This window comes from Peribacillus folii (genome assembly GCF_030271255.1).
In the GTDB taxonomy this organism is placed as follows: domain Bacteria; phylum Bacillota; class Bacilli; order Bacillales; family DSM-1321; genus Peribacillus.
The window spans coordinates 143,513-158,617 of the sequence record NZ_JASJOM010000004.1 but is presented as its reverse complement, the minus strand read 5'-3'; the positions used below and the strand labels follow the sequence as shown (position 1 = coordinate 158,617).

General features: G+C 44.1%; 16 protein-coding genes and 1 riboswitch. Of the genes, 13 read left to right on the top strand and 3 right to left on the bottom strand.

Going from position 1 to position 15,105, the window contains the following annotated elements:
- The first annotated feature begins 16 nt into the window (after positions 1-16).
- Positions 17-1,525: a cobyric acid synthase gene (locus QNI08_RS07950; RefSeq protein ID WP_285766888.1), complete on the top strand. Its 1,509-nt coding sequence runs from the start codon at positions 17-19 to the stop codon at positions 1,523-1,525.
- A 96-nt stretch (positions 1,526-1,621) separates the two neighbouring features.
- Positions 1,622-1,894 (top strand): HU family DNA-binding protein, encoded by a 273-nt coding sequence (locus QNI08_RS07945; RefSeq protein ID WP_285766887.1) that lies wholly within the window; start codon positions 1,622-1,624, stop codon positions 1,892-1,894.
- Between the two features lie 333 nt (positions 1,895-2,227).
- Here QNI08_RS07945 and QNI08_RS07940 read toward each other — a convergent pair whose 3' ends face one another.
- Complete coding sequence (locus tag QNI08_RS07940) at positions 2,228-3,010, bottom strand: protein kinase domain-containing protein (protein WP_285766886.1); 783 nt, start codon at positions 3,008-3,010, stop codon at positions 2,228-2,230.
- A 417-nt stretch (positions 3,011-3,427) separates the two neighbouring features.
- A riboswitch (TPP riboswitch) is annotated at positions 3,428-3,556 on the top strand.
- Between the two features lie 135 nt (positions 3,557-3,691).
- Here QNI08_RS07940 and tenA point away from each other — a divergent pair.
- From tenA to QNI08_RS07895, 9 genes are read left to right on the top strand one after another with little or no spacing between them, the layout of a single operon-like run.
- Entirely contained in the window at positions 3,692-4,375 is a 684-nt protein-coding gene (gene tenA, locus QNI08_RS07935; RefSeq protein WP_285766885.1) for a thiaminase II, read from the top strand.
- 6 nt (positions 4,376-4,381) lie between these two features.
- Entirely contained in the window at positions 4,382-4,975 is a 594-nt protein-coding gene (locus QNI08_RS07930) for an ECF transporter S component (protein ID WP_483313760.1), read from the top strand.
- Between the two features lie 12 nt (positions 4,976-4,987).
- The gene (locus tag QNI08_RS07925) at positions 4,988-6,454 is read left to right on the top strand and encodes an ABC transporter ATP-binding protein (protein ID WP_285766883.1); all 1,467 of its coding nucleotides are present in this window, start codon (positions 4,988-4,990) and stop codon (positions 6,452-6,454) included.
- A gap of 10 nt (positions 6,455-6,464) precedes the next feature.
- Complete coding sequence (locus QNI08_RS07920) at positions 6,465-7,247, top strand: energy-coupling factor transporter transmembrane component T family protein (RefSeq protein ID WP_285766882.1); 783 nt, start codon at positions 6,465-6,467, stop codon at positions 7,245-7,247.
- A gap of 41 nt (positions 7,248-7,288) precedes the next feature.
- Positions 7,289-7,897 carry a thiazole tautomerase TenI gene (tenI, locus tag QNI08_RS07915; protein WP_285766881.1) on the top strand — a complete coding sequence of 203 codons (609 nt, stop codon included), beginning with the start codon at positions 7,289-7,291 and terminating at the stop codon, positions 7,895-7,897.
- Position 7,898: 1 nt separating this feature from the next.
- Positions 7,899-9,023, top strand: coding sequence for a glycine oxidase ThiO (thiO, locus tag QNI08_RS07910; RefSeq protein ID WP_285766880.1), 1,125 nt, complete (start codon positions 7,899-7,901; stop codon positions 9,021-9,023).
- A gap of 24 nt (positions 9,024-9,047) precedes the next feature.
- Complete coding sequence (gene thiS, locus QNI08_RS07905; RefSeq protein WP_352231207.1) at positions 9,048-9,242, top strand: sulfur carrier protein ThiS; 195 nt, start codon at positions 9,048-9,050, stop codon at positions 9,240-9,242.
- Position 9,243: 1 nt separating this feature from the next.
- On the top strand, positions 9,244-10,011 hold the full coding sequence (locus QNI08_RS07900) for a thiazole synthase (RefSeq protein WP_285766878.1): 768 nt from the start codon (positions 9,244-9,246) through the stop codon (positions 10,009-10,011).
- Entirely contained in the window at positions 10,008-11,027 is a 1,020-nt protein-coding gene (locus QNI08_RS07895; protein WP_285766877.1) for a thiazole biosynthesis adenylyltransferase ThiF, read from the top strand. The genes QNI08_RS07900 and QNI08_RS07895 overlap by 4 nt, the downstream gene beginning before the upstream one ends.
- A gap of 191 nt (positions 11,028-11,218) precedes the next feature.
- Here the strand turns inward: QNI08_RS07895 and QNI08_RS07890 are convergent, their stop codons facing one another.
- Positions 11,219-11,362: a small acid-soluble spore protein P gene (locus QNI08_RS07890; protein ID WP_061141525.1), complete on the bottom strand. Its 144-nt coding sequence runs from the start codon at positions 11,360-11,362 to the stop codon at positions 11,219-11,221.
- Positions 11,363-11,477: 115 nt separating this feature from the next.
- On the opposite strand from QNI08_RS07890, the gene QNI08_RS07885 reads away from it, so the two are divergent.
- On the top strand, positions 11,478-11,738 hold the full coding sequence (locus tag QNI08_RS07885; RefSeq protein WP_285766876.1) for a hypothetical protein: 261 nt from the start codon (positions 11,478-11,480) through the stop codon (positions 11,736-11,738).
- Between the two features lie 85 nt (positions 11,739-11,823).
- Here the strand turns inward: QNI08_RS07885 and sspO are convergent, their stop codons facing one another.
- Positions 11,824-11,976 carry a small acid-soluble spore protein O gene (gene sspO / locus QNI08_RS07880; RefSeq protein WP_285766875.1) on the bottom strand — a complete coding sequence of 51 codons (153 nt, stop codon included), beginning with the start codon at positions 11,974-11,976 and terminating at the stop codon, positions 11,824-11,826.
- A gap of 389 nt (positions 11,977-12,365) precedes the next feature.
- Between sspO and acnA the strand changes: the two genes are divergently transcribed.
- Entirely contained in the window at positions 12,366-15,077 is a 2,712-nt protein-coding gene (gene acnA / locus QNI08_RS07875) for an aconitate hydratase AcnA (protein WP_285766874.1), read from the top strand.
- Positions 15,078-15,105: the final 28 nt, after the last annotated feature.

The window sequence follows — 15,105 nt, the reverse complement described above, 5'->3', positions numbered from 1 at the left end:
GTATAGGGGGATGGGAATGAAGGCACGATCGATCATGATACAGGGAACGGCGTCTGATGTAGGAAAAAGCTTGATTTGTACGGCGTTATGCCGGGTTTTTGCCAATAAGGGATACCGTGTCGTTCCATTCAAATCGCAAAATATGGCCTTGAATTCATATGTAACCGTGGAGGGCGGTGAAATAGGACGGGCCCAAGGAGTGCAAGCCGAAGCGGCAAGGATCGTGGCAACCTCCGATATGAATCCGATTTTACTGAAACCGAAGCAAGATATGGTTTCGGAGGTCATCATTCACGGAAAGCATTATCTTGATATGAATGCAATGAACTATCGAAATCAGTATGTTCAAGAAGCGATGCCGATCATTCGAAAGTCAGTCGAAAAACTGCAGCGGGAATACGACCTCATCGTTCTTGAAGGCGCAGGCAGCCCTGCGGAAATTAACCTTAAGGATCGGGATATTGCCAATATGCGAATGGCCAAGCTTGCAGATGCAGCTGTCATTTTGGTGGCCGATATCGATCGTGGCGGCGTATTTGCGTCCATCATCGGGACACTCGCCTTATTGAATGATGAAGAACGTGATCGTGTAAAGGGAATCATCATCAACAAATTTCGAGGCATTCGTGAATTATTGGAGGACGGCATTGAATGGGTGGAAAAGGAAACCGGAATCCCAGTCCTAGGGGTGCTTCCTTATTTGGACGTGAACATTGAAGCCGAGGATTCCCTGGCCCTATCATCCTTACGTTTCAAAAAACCTAAAAAGGATGAATTCTCTATTGATGTAGCGATTGTAAAATTCCCGCACATCTCAAATTTCACCGATCTGGATCCTTTTTTCGAGGAACCGGGAGTGGGTGTCAGACTTGTTGGGAATGTCCATGAGTTAGGTAGGCCCGACCTACTTCTCCTGCCTGGCACAAAAAATACGATTGAAGACTTAGAATGGATGAAGCACGCGGGTTTGGATAAGATGATTAAAGGGCTTAGGGAGCATGGAACGGTCATTGTGGGGATCTGCGGCGGCTTTCAAATGCTCGGGACCAAACTCTTCGATCCTGAGGCGGTCGAAGGTTGCGGGGAAAACGCAGAAGGCCTTTCGCTTCTATCCGTCAAAACCGTTTTTCAAGCGGAAAAGAAAACCGTGCAAATGGAAGGTGTTCTTGCCTCCGGGATTATGGAAGGCGAAATGAAGCTGAGCGGCTACGAGATCCACTTAGGTCAAACGGCGTTGGATTCACATGTACAGCCTTTTCTTTTATTGAAGGATGGAAGGCAGGACGGGGCGATATCGGAGGATCATAAGGTTTTCGGTACATATCTTCATGGTATATTCCACAATCGCCTATTTACTAGATTGCTGGTTAACCAAATACGGCGGAGCAAGGGGTTGGATGAAGTGACGGAAAGCATTCAAAGCGACTCAGAGCGTCGGGAGGAGGCCTACGATCTCCTGGCCTCCCATTTGGAAGAAAACATTGATATGGATACCATTTATCAATGGCTCGAACTGGAGAGCTGAACTTTTATTTAGTCTTATTAAGTGACAGACGCATGTAAGATATGTTATGTTGTCTTCTCTACATATTTTTTAAGAAAAAAAGGATGAGGTGTTCATATGAATAAAACAGAATTAGTAAGTAGTGTGGCTGAACAAGCTGAATTGACTAAAGAAGATGCAAAAAAAGTGGTGGATGCATTATTTGAAACGATCACTTCTACATTGGCTAAAGAAGAAAAAATCCAATTGGTTGGTTTCGGTACCTTTGAAGTGCGCGATCGTGCAGCTCGTACCGGAAGAAATCCGCAAACAGGTGAAGAAATCCAAATTGCAGCTAGCAAAGTACCCGCTTTTAAAGCAGGCAAAGAATTAAAAGAAGCCGTAAAATAATAGATGAATGCAAAAAAACCTGGCGCTATACAGTCGTCAGGTTTTTTTTTGAAGGGCACGGATGAATGAACGAAATTTATAGTACATATTAATAAGGTTTATACTGTGACTATGTTAGGCTAAAGGAATAACAAGCTTTAAATCCATAAAAAGAGGTGAAAGATATGTTGAAGAAAATAATGAAAAAGATCAAACAATTTTCCCAGGGCAGCAGTGAGCGAAGACACGGACATTACCGCCGGGGCAGCAGTAGCAGCAGCCGGGGGTATAAGCGATCTCCATTGAGCGGAAGTGACCGCTATAAGAGGAAAGGACGCGGCAGCAGCAGCTAATTCAATGCTTTTTGGAAATTAAAGCAGCCTGCACATCAAGTGATATTTCTTCAATATCCGAATATGGTTCTTGGATGCTTAATAACCTTTTCAGGATATGCTCCGTTTCTTTTCCTAACGAAAGCTCTTCTGTCCAAGGAAGAGCCTTTTTATTTTCGGCTGAATACGTCGTATAAAGGATGTATAGGAGTATTTCCCCCAAGTCAAAAAAATCCTGCCGCTTCATATCCAAAACAAGTTCATCCGAGATCTCTGACGGACTGAATCGTGTAGACAGCCCGAAGTCTATTAAAATCGGCTTATGTTTCTGAAGCAATATATTTGGTATCCGGATATCTTGATGGACGATGCCATGACCATGCAAATAAGCTACCAATTCAACCAGCTCAGCAAGGAAATGCAAGGACTCCTTTTCAGTGAAGGTTACTCGATTGTAGAAAATGTCGTCTTCCAGATTATCTCCTTCAATGAAATCCATCACAAAATAAACCTTACCTCTATGCGTGAATTTCTCATGAAATTTGGGAATGCTTTTATGGTTCAATGTCCGCAATATGGAGATTTCATGTTCAAACTGCCCAAGCTCTTTTTTACTTCGGCATTTACTTTTCCGGAGCTGTTTGATTACGACATTTTCATTCACTTGCCAATCCCTGCAAAGATAAACGATACCGTAGCTTCCTCTTCCTATTACAGCCATTACCTCATAGCGGTTATGCAATACTACACCTTTTTTTAAAGGAATATCCACAAAAAATTGATAAATCTTTCTAAAGGAACGCAAAATCGAAACTTCCCTCACCACTTTCAAAAAATACTAAACACATAATGAGTCATGGCTAGTTTACCACTGATTTATGAAAATGAGGTAATGTAAGATATGAAATCGTTTAGAAATCAGTAAAAAGGTAATTACAAGCTTCCGAAAAACTCGCGAGTAATCATCTCAAATGCAGAAGAATCCACTCAAATTCAGCAGAAAAGCGCACAAATATATCAAAAACCAACCTGAATTAGAGTGGAAAACAACAATTCACGAGTAAACCTTCTGTACGTGCGAGCGAACCGCCCAAACTCACAACAAGGGGATACTAGCAATTCAAGCTCTTTGAGGATATGTGCTTTAAAAATTTTTTCCAATCTCTGTTTGACAATTCGATTTATCGTGTTAATATTAAGGCAAATGAATTTCATATACAATTTGTACCACTAGGGGTGCTTTGTTGGTAAAATCCGATTTTACCTGAGAAGCTGAGATTAAAGTATGACTTTAAGACCCTTGGAACCTGATCTGGTTTATACCAGCGTAGGGAAGTGGGGTCCGGGACGATACGTTTTTTGTATTATTTCACCTACAACCACTTTCTTACGTTGAAGAAAGTGGTTTTTTGTTTGTCAAAAAAAGGTCGATGGAAGTTTTATGGCAAGTCATGTATGGAGAATGATTGATTAGGAGGTAATGGACATGAAATTTTCTGAGGCAATTCGGCAAGAGGTGGATCATATTTGGGAAGCTAGTTTTAAGCACGAGTTTGTTACAGGGATAGGAGATGGCACTTTGCCCTTGGAATGTTTTCGCTTTTATGTGATGCAGGATGCCTACTATTTATCGCATTTTGCCAGGGTACAAGCTTTAGGTGCAGTCAAGGCTGAAGATTTACATACAACGAGCAGGCTTGCGGGGCATGCACAGGGAACGTATGAAGCGGAGTTGAGGCTTCACGAAAATTTTTCGAAGAAAATGGGTATCACGGAAGAAGAGCAGGCAAACTTCAAGCCAGCGCCAACGGCTTATGCGTACACGTCCCACATGTATCGCGCGGCTTATTCGGGACATTTAGGGGATGTGATTGCCGCCATCCTGCCCTGTTACTGGCTCTATTATGAGATAGGTGAAAAACTGCAAGCATGCAATCCTGCTGAGCCGATTTATCAAGAATGGATTGCCGCATATGGTGGAGAGTGGTTCCGCTCCTTGGTGGAAGAACAGATTGCAAGGCTTGATGAGATTGCCGAAAAAGTGACGGACGCAGATAAAGAACGGATGAAAGAGCATTTTATCCTGAGCAGCCAGTATGAATATTCATTTTGGGAAATGGCTTATCGGTTGGAAAAATGGCCGGTGAATAAGCAAATACTAGAAGTGTAAAAGGAGATTGGGGTTATGAAAAAAGGGTTGAAATTAACGGATATATTGGTGACGATCGTGATTGCTGTCGCCTTTGGCATCGTCTATATCCTTTGGGGTTCGATTTATTATTCCGTTAAACCATTCGGTTTACATCTGGATCAACTGATTTATGGAATGTGGTTTATGGCAGGACCGGTTGCCTTTTTGGTTTTGCGGAAGCCCGGCGTGGCGCTGTTGGCAGAGATTGCGGCAGCTTCGGGTGAGTTCTTTCTTGGCTCACCGTGGGGGTTGACCGTCCTTCTCTATGGAGTCGTGCAAGGGTTATTCGCAGAACTGGTATTCATGGCGTTCAAATATAAAAACTTCAATCTAGCAATAGCCGTTTTAGCGGCGATTGCTTCCTGCCTTGGATCGGTCGTCATGGATTTTGCCTACGGGGAAATTGCCGCCCTATCGGTTTGGAATTTACTATTGTTTCTGATTGCTAGGTTTATTGGGTCAATTTTCTTTGCTGGGGTGTTTGCATACTACCTAGTTCGGGTGTTGGAAGCAACCGGGGTAACGAATCTTGTCCGTCCAGTATCAAGCAAGGAATATGCCGAACTGGACCAAAAGTAGGGGTGAATGAAGATGGAGAGAATCGCTGCTGTCGAAAAGTTAAGATTGAAGTTTCCTGGCGAGGGTGCCTTGTTATTCAAAGACTTAACCGTCTCGATTGATAAAGGTGAAAAGGTGTTATTGTTAGGTCCGTCCGGAAGCGGGAAATCGACGCTGCTGCAAGTTTTGAGCGGGTTGATCCCGCAATCCATCGAAGTCCCGATGAAGGCGGAGCAATTGAAGTGCCCAGCTTCTTGGGGTTTCGTTTTTCAAGACCCCGATAGTCAATTTTGCATGCCATTTGCCGATGAGGAGATTGCCTTCGTCCTGGAAAACCTTTGTGTACCAAAGGAAGAAATGAGGGAGAAGATCCAGTATTACCTCAATCAAGTAGGCTTGAAGCTTAGTGATATTCATACGAGTATCGATACATTATCAGGAGGGATGAAGCAGCGGCTGGCGATTGCGTCCGTCTTGGCCCTGGAACCAGAAGTGATTTTTCTGGATGAACCGACGGCCATGCTTGACCCGCAAGGAACAAAAGAAATGTGGGAAATGCTGAAGGAAGTGGGACATGATAAGACGGTTATCATTGTCGAGCATAAAATCGATCATGTTTTGGAATTCATCGAACGAATTGTGCTTTTCAATGATGCCGGTCAAATTATCGCGGATGGTCCGAAAGAAAATATTCTGTCGCGATACAAAAATGAAATGAAAGAATACGGGATTTGGTTCCCAGGCGTATGGGATGATTATATCCAAGAGCATGAAATCATTCGTGAACATTCGATCCATGATGGCGCTTCCATTTTGCAGCTGCGGGATTTTGGCGGTTTCCGGAAGAAAGAAGCGAAAATAAAGGTGGAGCAGCTGAGTGTCCACAAGGGAGAATGGATTGTCATTAAGGGCGAGAACGGGGCCGGCAAGAGTACGTTATTACATGCGTTGATGCAGTTCATCCATACGACAGGAAAGTATGAATTAGCAGGGACACCAATCAAAAAGGTGAAAAACCCAACCGATTACTTGACATTCGTTTTTCAGAATCCGGAATTCCAATTTGTTGCGAATTCTGTATACGAAGAAATCGCCTACAGTTTGCGGATCAACAAAAAACATCCGCAGGAAATAGCTGTAAGGGTACAGGAACTCCTTGACGTGTTCCAAATGGAAGCACATCAGGCTAACAATCCGTTTCAATTATCGATGGGTCAAAAGCGTCGCTTGAGTGTAGCGGCATCGATCGTGATCGATAAACCAATCATTCTGTTGGATGAGCCTACCTTTGGCCAAGATTCGAAGAATACCTTTGCGTTACTGGAATGGTTCGAGGAATATCGAAGTCGCGGGGTGACGGTGATCATGGTGACCCATGATGATCATATTTCCGATCACTTTGCGACAAGGGTCTGGACGGTGAAAGATGGGCACGTAATAAGTGATCAAAACGTCACCCAGCAGCCGCGAGTTCCGATGGCTGAAGCTTATATATTTTAAAAGGAGTGGCATGCAGGTGAATTTCGCAGGTGCAGAAACATGGCTCCATAAAGTCAATCCAAGCCTGAAGCTAGGTATATTGATGGTGCTATGCCTGGTGGCATTATTCATCCATGACTCGAATTATATGATGAATGTGACCATTGGCGTTTTACTATTATTTTTATGTTTTTCAGGGCATTCGATAAAACACATGTTATTTTTGTTCGTTCCTTTTTGTTTTATATTCATATCCACTTCCTCGGCGATGATCTTCTTCGGCAAAGGTGAGACACTTTGGTTTAAATGGGGCCTGATATCGGTCACGGAAGAGAGCTTTATGCGGGGGCTGCTGGTAGGTTTTCGAGCAATGCTTTTTGCTGCACTGGGATTGACCTTTTCCTTGACGACGAGACCCGTGAACTTATTTTATTCTTTGATGCAGCAAGTTAAGCTTAAACCGAAATATGCCTATAGTTTCATGGCGGCTTTAAGACTCATACCGATCATGATGGAGGAGTTTCACATGATAAGGAACGCGATGAAAGTGCGCGGGTTTGCAAGAAGTACGGGGATCAAGGCAATTTATTTCAAGCTAAAGGCATATTCCATCCCATTGTTATCAGGAAGCATTAGGCGGGCTCACCGAATTGCAGTTGCGATGGAGGCGAAGCGATTCACGGATACGGCTCACCGGACCTACTATTATGAATATGGGTTCTCCAGAAAAGATCAAGTTTTCATTCTATATTTTATCATCGTGCTGTTGGCAGGCTTTTACTTGGCGATCCATTTTCCGCTATTGCCAAAATGATCTTATTACTTTGTCACTTTGCTAGTTAAGGAGCTTTAGGTATGGTACAAGAATTGCATATTATCTCTACCGGGAAACAGCAAATGGAAAGGTTCGCAGAGATTGCCTCCGAGATACAGGATGACGTCGATTTCTTTCATTTAAGGGAAAAACAAATGACTGCATCGGACCTATATCGAGCCGTAACTCTATTACAAAATAGAAAGATTCCACTATCGAAAATCATCATCAATGATCGTGCGGATGTAGCCTGGACACAGAAGGCATCTGGCGTGCATTTGGCCTTTCATAGTTTGGATGCCGCTGTCGTAAGGGGGGCATTTCCCGGACTGGGTGTAGGCTGTTCGGTTCATTCGATCGAAGAAGCGAAGGTCGCTTGCGAAAAGGGAGTCGATTATGCGATGTATGGACATATTTTTGCCACGGATTCAAAACGCGGCCTTCCTCCGAAGGGTTTGGAGGAACTTCAGGAAGTTACAAGGAATGTCAGCCTTCCCATCATTGCAATTGGAGGGATAACTCCTTCGAATTGCCAGAGCGTGCTGGATGCAGGTGCTCGGGGAATTGCGGTAATGTCAGGTATACTCGAGGCAAAAAACCCGAGGGAGGCCGTTCAGAAATATTCAAAGTCTATAAGAAAGGAGCGATAAGATGAATTCGGTTTATGATGCAATCATTGTTGGCGGTGGTGTAATTGGCGGATCCATTGCGTTTCAATTAGCGAAACGGGGCAAGAGGGTCCTTGTACTGGAAAAAGATAGACTTGCTGGCAAAGCATCCAGTGCCGCAGCAGGAATGCTTGGGGCACAAGCGGAGCTGGAAGCCGATGACCCGCTATTTACATTGGCAAACCGAAGCAGGGGGATGTTTCCTGCATTGGAAAAAGAATTGAAAGAGTCGAGCGGTGTCGACATCGAATTGGTGAACAAGGGTATGTTGAAGGTGGCATTGACGAATGAACAAGCAGCAGGTTTGCAAAACAAAATCAAAACCCAGCAAGCTGCCGGACTTGAGGCGGAATGGTTAACGGCAGCTGATATTAGAAAAGCTGAACCGCTCCTTGCGAATGCACTCAAGGGAGCGATGTATATTCCTCATGATGGGCAAGTTTCAGCTGCGAAGCTGGCACTCGCTTTCACTAAATCTGCCGAGGAGCTGGGTGTGGAGATAAAGGAATTTGTCGAAGTGTGTGATTTTCTTACGGAAAATGGAGTGATAACTGGCGTTGTAACGACAGTGGGTGAATTCTCCAGCGAAAATGTCATTGTGGCAGGCGGAGCGTGGAGTGCTTTCCTACTTGAGAAAGCCGGCATCAACCTGGTCACACATCCAGTAAAGGGCGAATGCTTTTCCGTGCTGACTAATCGGCCTTTGATAGAAAAAACGATTTTCTCGGATGGCTGCTATCTTGTACCAAAAATCGGCGGCAGAATCATCGTCGGTGCAACCGTCAAGCCGAATACCTTCAATCAACAGGTGAGCATCGACGGAATAGCAACGTTAATCGAAAAGGCAACCCGGTTACTTCCGGCCATTAAGGGGACGGAATGGGAAAAAACATGGGCAGGAATACGCCCGCAGACAGGTGATGGCTTGCCTTATTTCGGTGAACATCCCGCATGTAAAGGACTATTCATTGCAACGGGCCACTTCAGGAATGGTATCCTGCTTTCTCCGATTACAGGCGTACTGATGGCTGATATGGTGGAAGGAAAGCCGAATCAGGAATGGTCCGCTTTCCGATTGGATCGTTCGGTACAACCCATATTTTCTTAAATGGAGGTGATAGGATTGGAATTGGTGATTAACGGGGAAAAAATCCAGGTTTCAGCTGCTGAGTCCACTGTTACCGGGCTGCTGCGTCACTTCGATTTACACCATAAAGTGGTGATCGTCGAATTGAATGATGAAATAGTCGCAAAGGAAAGCCAAAGTGACACACGATTGTCGAACGGAGATAAGGTTGAAATCGTACATTTTGTAGGAGGCGGATGATATGTTAAAGATTGGTTCTCGTGAATTTTCTTCAAGATTACTTTTAGGTACTGGCAAATATCCGGATTTTGATATTCAAAGGCAATCCGTGGAGGTTTCGGGGGCAGAAATATTGACGTTCGCCGTCAGGAGAATGAATATATTTGAAGCGAGCCAGCCCAATTTTTTAGAAAAGCTTGATTTGAAAAAATATACACTCCTTCCTAATACAGCAGGAGCGAAAACGGCCAAAGAAGCCGTGCGCATAGCTCATCTTGCCAAAGCCTCGGGGCTTTGTGACATGATCAAGGTAGAGGTGATCGGGTGTCAGAAAACGCTATTGCCTGATCCGATCGAAACATTAAAAGCAGCTGAGGAATTAGTGAAACTGGGGTTCATCGTCTTGCCTTATACTTCGGACGATGTGCTGCTCGCGAAACGCCTGGAAGAAGTCGGCTGTCATGCAATCATGCCTGGTGCGTCACCGATTGGCTCTGGTCAAGGCATTTTAAATCCGCTTAATCTTAGGTTCATCATCGAACAGGCCCAAGTTCCCGTAATCGTTGATGCCGGGATTGGCACGCCCTCCGATGCGGCGATTGCGATGGAATTGGGCGCGGACGGTGTTTTGCTTAACACGGCAGTATCCGGTGCAAAAGATCCTATTAAAATGGCGAAGGCGATGAAACTTGCCATCGAGTCAGGTCGTTTAGGATATGAAGCAGGAAGAATAGAAAAAAATGAATACGCCATAGCCAGCAGCCCGGTTGAAGGAATGAGCATTGGATGATTGAGCGTTATTCACGTCAGGAGCTTTTTTGCCCCATCGGGAAAGAAGGGCAGCAGAAAATTCGCAAGAAGCATGTATTGTTGATCGGTGCAGGTGCCCTCGGCACGGGAAGTGCAGAAGGCCTTGTACGTGCAGGTATCGGTAAACTGACGATCGTGGACAGGGATTATGTCGAGTGGAGCAACCTTCAAAGGCAACAGCTTTATTGTGAGGAGGATGCGGAGAACAGAACGCCGAAAGCAATAGCGGCAAAAAAACGCTTGAATGCCATAAATTCGGAGGTAGCGGTGCATTCAGTTGTATCGGATGTTTCGGTTGATGATATGGCGAAGCTCGTTTGCGATGTCGATTTAATTGTCGACGCCACCGATAATTTCGATACGAGAATGATCATAAACGATAGTGCACAAAAATTTAAAATCCCATGGATTTACGGTGCGTGTGTCGGCAGCTACGGAATTACGTACACGGTTATTCCAGGTATGACACCATGTTTGAATTGCTTGCTGGAGACCGTTCCTATCGGCGGGCTTACTTGCGATACGGCAGGAATCATCAGCCCCGCCGTTCAAACGGTCGTCGCCCATCAATTGACGGAAGCCTTGAAAATACTTGTCGAGGATTATGCATCATTAAGAAAAAAAGTCGTTTCATTCGACCTCTGGACAAATGAGCAGGCTGCCATTCATGTGGCAAAGTTAAAAAAAGTCAGCTGCCCTTCATGTGGGGAAAACCGGACATATCCGCATCTTTCTTATACAAACCGAACAAAAACAGCTGTTTTATGTGGAAGGGACTCTGTCCAGATTCGTCCGTCTACACCATATCGCGGGGATTTGTCGGTGCTCGAGGATAATATACGTGCTCAAGGCGGCCATGTCGTAAGAAACCCTTATTTACTCTCATTTGCCATAGGCAAACATCGGTTGGTGGTGTTTAATGACGGTCGTGCCTTGATTCATGGCACTAAAGATATCTCAGAAGCCAAAACATTATATCACCGATTTTTTGGGTAAAACATTTTAGTTTAATAATCAACCAGGGGCTTGGATATCCAAGTCCCTGATAATTTTCCCTTCATTAATATACCTGTCGATGGGGCCATGCCAAATTCAGGGCAGGGATATGCATATTGTCCTGGTCTGCAGCATCAAAAACGGTGCATGCCAAATGGCAGGCACCGCTTCGTAATTGAAGGAAAAGGAACTTACATATCGTGGCCGCTATTATGCTTTTGACGGGAGTGCTGTCTATTTTTCACCTTATGGGAACCGCTTAACGGAGCAGGTTGACCTGGATTATTCCCTTTAGGGGCATTTTTACGGATATCTTTGCCATCATTTTTGTTCATATGCTGATCCCTCCTATAACTTAAGATGAGCAATCCGGGGATTTTTATTCACATACATATATTTGCAAGCCTCGTACATCCTATGGATGGATACTAATTAAGGAGATGAAAAACGATGCAGGATAAACAAGATAAACGCAGAGCATTCCAGGAAGCACAGCAAAGTTATCAACAGGTGTATGATGTATATTCTTCGATCGATAAGACGGCACCGGATTATGGAACGGAATTGAAGCATGTGAAGCAGGAAGTAAACGAGGCTTACCAGCAAATACAAACTGCCTTGGTTACCGCTTCTGAGCACCAACGGGAACAATTGAAACAATTCGAGCAGGATATTTCTGCAATTGTTAATGAAGTCAACTCGGAGGACTGATGGATGTCTGGATAAGGGGTGAAAAGGCTTTTTGAAAATAGGATTTTCAAAAAGCCTTCCTTTTAATGCTTGGAAATGAGGAAGATCATTGGTTTTTCTTTCTTTTTTTATTGTTTTGCCGTTGTTCTTCCGATAATGGCGGTTCATTTCCCAATTCATCATGGTATCCTGCCCCATTACCTTGTCCTTTTGCTGCATTCATCCCTGGTATGACATGATTTGTCTTTTGTTTTGCCATTTCGACACCTCCACCAATAGAATGTGATAATGCGGATTGATTATGTATGTTTGCCTAATATGTTTTGTTGGGATAATTTCTCAGCTAGTATATGTGGTTTTTTTCACCAATTGGAAGGCGGGTAAGGCTCTTAAACGTCACTTTCATATAAAAAGGGATTATTAACATAAGTGAAACTTATCAAAAACAATAACTTTCTTGTTATTTACTTATACTCATTTCTATATTAGTATTAAGTTGAAGGAAGAGTTAGGGTGGGAGAACAGAGAGAAAATTCGACAAACTAACTTTTTTGTTTATATTTATTGGTAAACATGGTTTCAGTGAACCAGGTTTTACTTTCATGTGCAGAATAAGTTGTTCTGACAGTTTAATAGGGGGTAATATTCATGACGAAAAATGACGTGTACCAATCGCGTAAATCCTTCGAAATTGAAGGGAAACGCTACAACTACTACAGCCTAGACGCTATTGAAAAAGCAGGGGATGGCAAAGTTTCACGCCTTCCATATTCCATTAAAGTATTACTTGAAGCAGTTCTGCGCCAAGTGGACGGAAGAGTTATCACAAAAGAACATGTTGCGAACCTTGCTAAATGGGGAACAAGCGAGCAACAAGATATAGATGTACCTTTCAAGCCTTCACGTGTCATCCTTCAAGATTTCACGGGTGTGCCGGTTGTTGTAGATTTAGCTTCTCTACGTAATGCCTTCGCGGCCCTTGGTGGAGATCCAGACAAAATCAACCCGGAAATTCCAGTCGACCTTGTAATCGACCACTCAGTTCAAGTTGATAAAGCAGGTACGATGGATTCCCTTGATGCCAATATGGATCTTGAATTCGAACGTAATGCAGAGCGTTACCAGTTCCTAAGCTGGGCTCAAAAATCATTCAACAACTACCGTGCAGTTCCGCCAGCGACTGGTATCGTTCACCAAGTTAACCTCGAGTACCTTGCGAACGTAGTCCATGCAGTTGAAACTCCAAACGGCGACTTCGAAGTATTCCCTGATTCTGTATTCGGTACGGATTCACATACGACAATGATCAACGGTATCGGTGTTCTAGGTTGGGGCGTAGGCGGTATCGAAGCTGAAGCAGGCATGCTTGGACAGCCATCATACTTCCCAGTGCCAAAAGTGGTTGGTGTTAAGCTAACTGGCCAACTTCCTAAAGGAACGACAGCTACTGACCTTGCTTTGAAAGTAACGCAAGTTCTTCGTGCACACGGCGTAGTTGGTAAATTCGTTGAGTTCTATGGCCCAGGAGTAGGATACCTTCCGCTTGCTGACCGTGCAACAATCGCTAACATGGCTCCTGAATACGGTGCTACAGTCGGTTTCTTCCCAGTTGATGCAGAAGCGATCGATTACATGCGTTTAACAGGCCGTGATGAAAAACAAATCCAAGTGGTTGAATCTTACTGCAAAGAAAACGGCTTGTTCTATGCTCCTGAAAACGAAGATCCAGCATACAACGATGTAGTGGAAATCGATCTTTCAGCAATCGAACCAAACCTTTCAGGCCCTAAACGCCCGCAAGATTTGATTCCGCTTTCCCAAATGAAGAAATCTTTCCATGATGCCATCAATGCACCAATGGGTAACCAAGGCTTCGGCATGGACAATTCCGAATTGGATAAAGAAGTGACTGTTAAATTCGCCGATGGCAAAGAATCGGTCATGAAAACTGGCGCGATCGCAATTGCTGCAATCACGAGCTGTACAAATACTTCAAATCCATACGTAATGCTTGGAGCAGGTCTGATCGCTAAAAAAGCGGTTGAAAAAGGCTTGACTGTTCCGGATTATGTAAAAACATCATTGGCACCAGGCTCTAAAGTTGTTACTGGTTACCTTCGTGATGCAGGTCTTCAACCATACCTTGATCAATTAGGATTCAACGTAGTCGGTTATGGCTGTACAACATGTATCGGTAACTCAGGTCCATTAGCGGACGAAATCGAAGCAGCTGTTGCTGAAGCGGATCTTTTGGTAACTTCAGTACTTTCAGGTAACCGTAACTTCGAAGGCCGTATTCATCCGCTTGTGAAAGCAAACTACCTTGCTTCTCCAACTTTAGTAGTGGCATATGCCCTTGCAGGTACTGTGGACTTCGATCTTAACAATGATTCACTTGGTAAAGATAAAGATGGCAACGATGTATACCTTGCTGATATCTGGCCATCACAAGAAGAAGTAAACGCTGCTGTTAAAGCAACGGTTACACCGGAATTATTCCGTAAAGAATACGAAACAGTATTCAACGATAACAAACGTTGGAATGAAATCCAAACAAGCAACGAAGCGATTTACGCTTTCGATTCCAAATCAACATACATTCAAAATCCTCCGTTCTTTGAAGGATTATCACCAGAACCAGGTTCAGTTAACCCGCTTTCTGGCTTGCGCGTTGTAGGTAAATTCGGTGATTCAGTAACGACTGACCACATTTCTCCTGCAGGTGCAATCGGTAAAGATACACCAGCAGGTATTTACCTTCGTGAAAACGGTGTGAAACCGCGTGACTTTAACTCTTACGGTTCTCGTCGCGGTAACCACGAAGCAATGATGCGTGGAACATTCGCAAACATCCGTATCCGTAACCAAGTGGCTCCAGGTACAGAAGGCGGATTCACGACTTACTGGCCGACAGGCGATGTCATGGCTATCTATGATGCTTGCATGAAATACAAAGCTGATGGAACAGGTCTTGCCGTCATCGCTGGTAAAGACTACGGTATGGGAAGCTCTCGTGACTGGGCTGCAAAAGGTACGAACCTTCTTGGAATCAAAACGGTTATCGCTGAAAGCTTCGAACGTATTCACCGTTCTAACCTTGCATTGATGGGTGTTCTTCCTCTTCAATTCAAAGAAGGCGAAAACGCTGAAACGCTTGGATTGACTGGTAAAGAAGCGATTGCTGTTCAAATCGACGAAACAGTTAAACCACGTGATATCGTAACGGTTACAGCTACTGATGAAGCTGGAAACGTGAAAGAATTTGATGTACTTGTGCGTTTCGACTCAGAAATCGAAATCGACTACTACCGTCACGGCGGTATCCTTCAAATGGTACTGCGCAATAAATTAAAAGGCTAATTCTGCCCTTTTGGAATCGGTAAACCTG

Coding starts and splice junctions, on each gene's coding strand:
- QNI08_RS07950 (WP_285766888.1), top strand. CDS start 17: ATGAAGGCACGATCGATCATGATACAGGGAACGGCGTCTGATGTAGGA.
- QNI08_RS07945 (WP_285766887.1), top strand. CDS start 1,622: ATGAATAAAACAGAATTAGTAAGTAGTGTGGCTGAACAAGCTGAATTG.
- tenA (WP_285766885.1), top strand. CDS start 3,692: ATGAAATTTTCTGAGGCAATTCGGCAAGAGGTGGATCATATTTGGGAA.
- QNI08_RS07925 (WP_285766883.1), top strand. CDS start 4,988: ATGGAGAGAATCGCTGCTGTCGAAAAGTTAAGATTGAAGTTTCCTGGC.
- QNI08_RS07920 (WP_285766882.1), top strand. CDS start 6,465: ATGCAGGTGAATTTCGCAGGTGCAGAAACATGGCTCCATAAAGTCAAT.
- tenI (WP_285766881.1), top strand. CDS start 7,289: ATGGTACAAGAATTGCATATTATCTCTACCGGGAAACAGCAAATGGAA.
- thiO (WP_285766880.1), top strand. CDS start 7,899: ATGAATTCGGTTTATGATGCAATCATTGTTGGCGGTGGTGTAATTGGC.
- QNI08_RS07900 (WP_285766878.1), top strand. CDS start 9,244: ATGTTAAAGATTGGTTCTCGTGAATTTTCTTCAAGATTACTTTTAGGT.
- QNI08_RS07895 (WP_285766877.1), top strand. CDS start 10,008: ATGATTGAGCGTTATTCACGTCAGGAGCTTTTTTGCCCCATCGGGAAA.
- QNI08_RS07890 (WP_061141525.1), bottom strand. CDS start 11,362: ATGAACAAAAATGATGGCAAAGATATCCGTAAAAATGCCCCTAAAGGG.
- QNI08_RS07885 (WP_285766876.1), top strand. CDS start 11,478: ATGCAGGATAAACAAGATAAACGCAGAGCATTCCAGGAAGCACAGCAA.
- sspO (WP_285766875.1), bottom strand. CDS start 11,976: ATGGCAAAACAAAAGACAAATCATGTCATACCAGGGATGAATGCAGCA.
- acnA (WP_285766874.1), top strand. CDS start 12,366: ATGACGAAAAATGACGTGTACCAATCGCGTAAATCCTTCGAAATTGAA.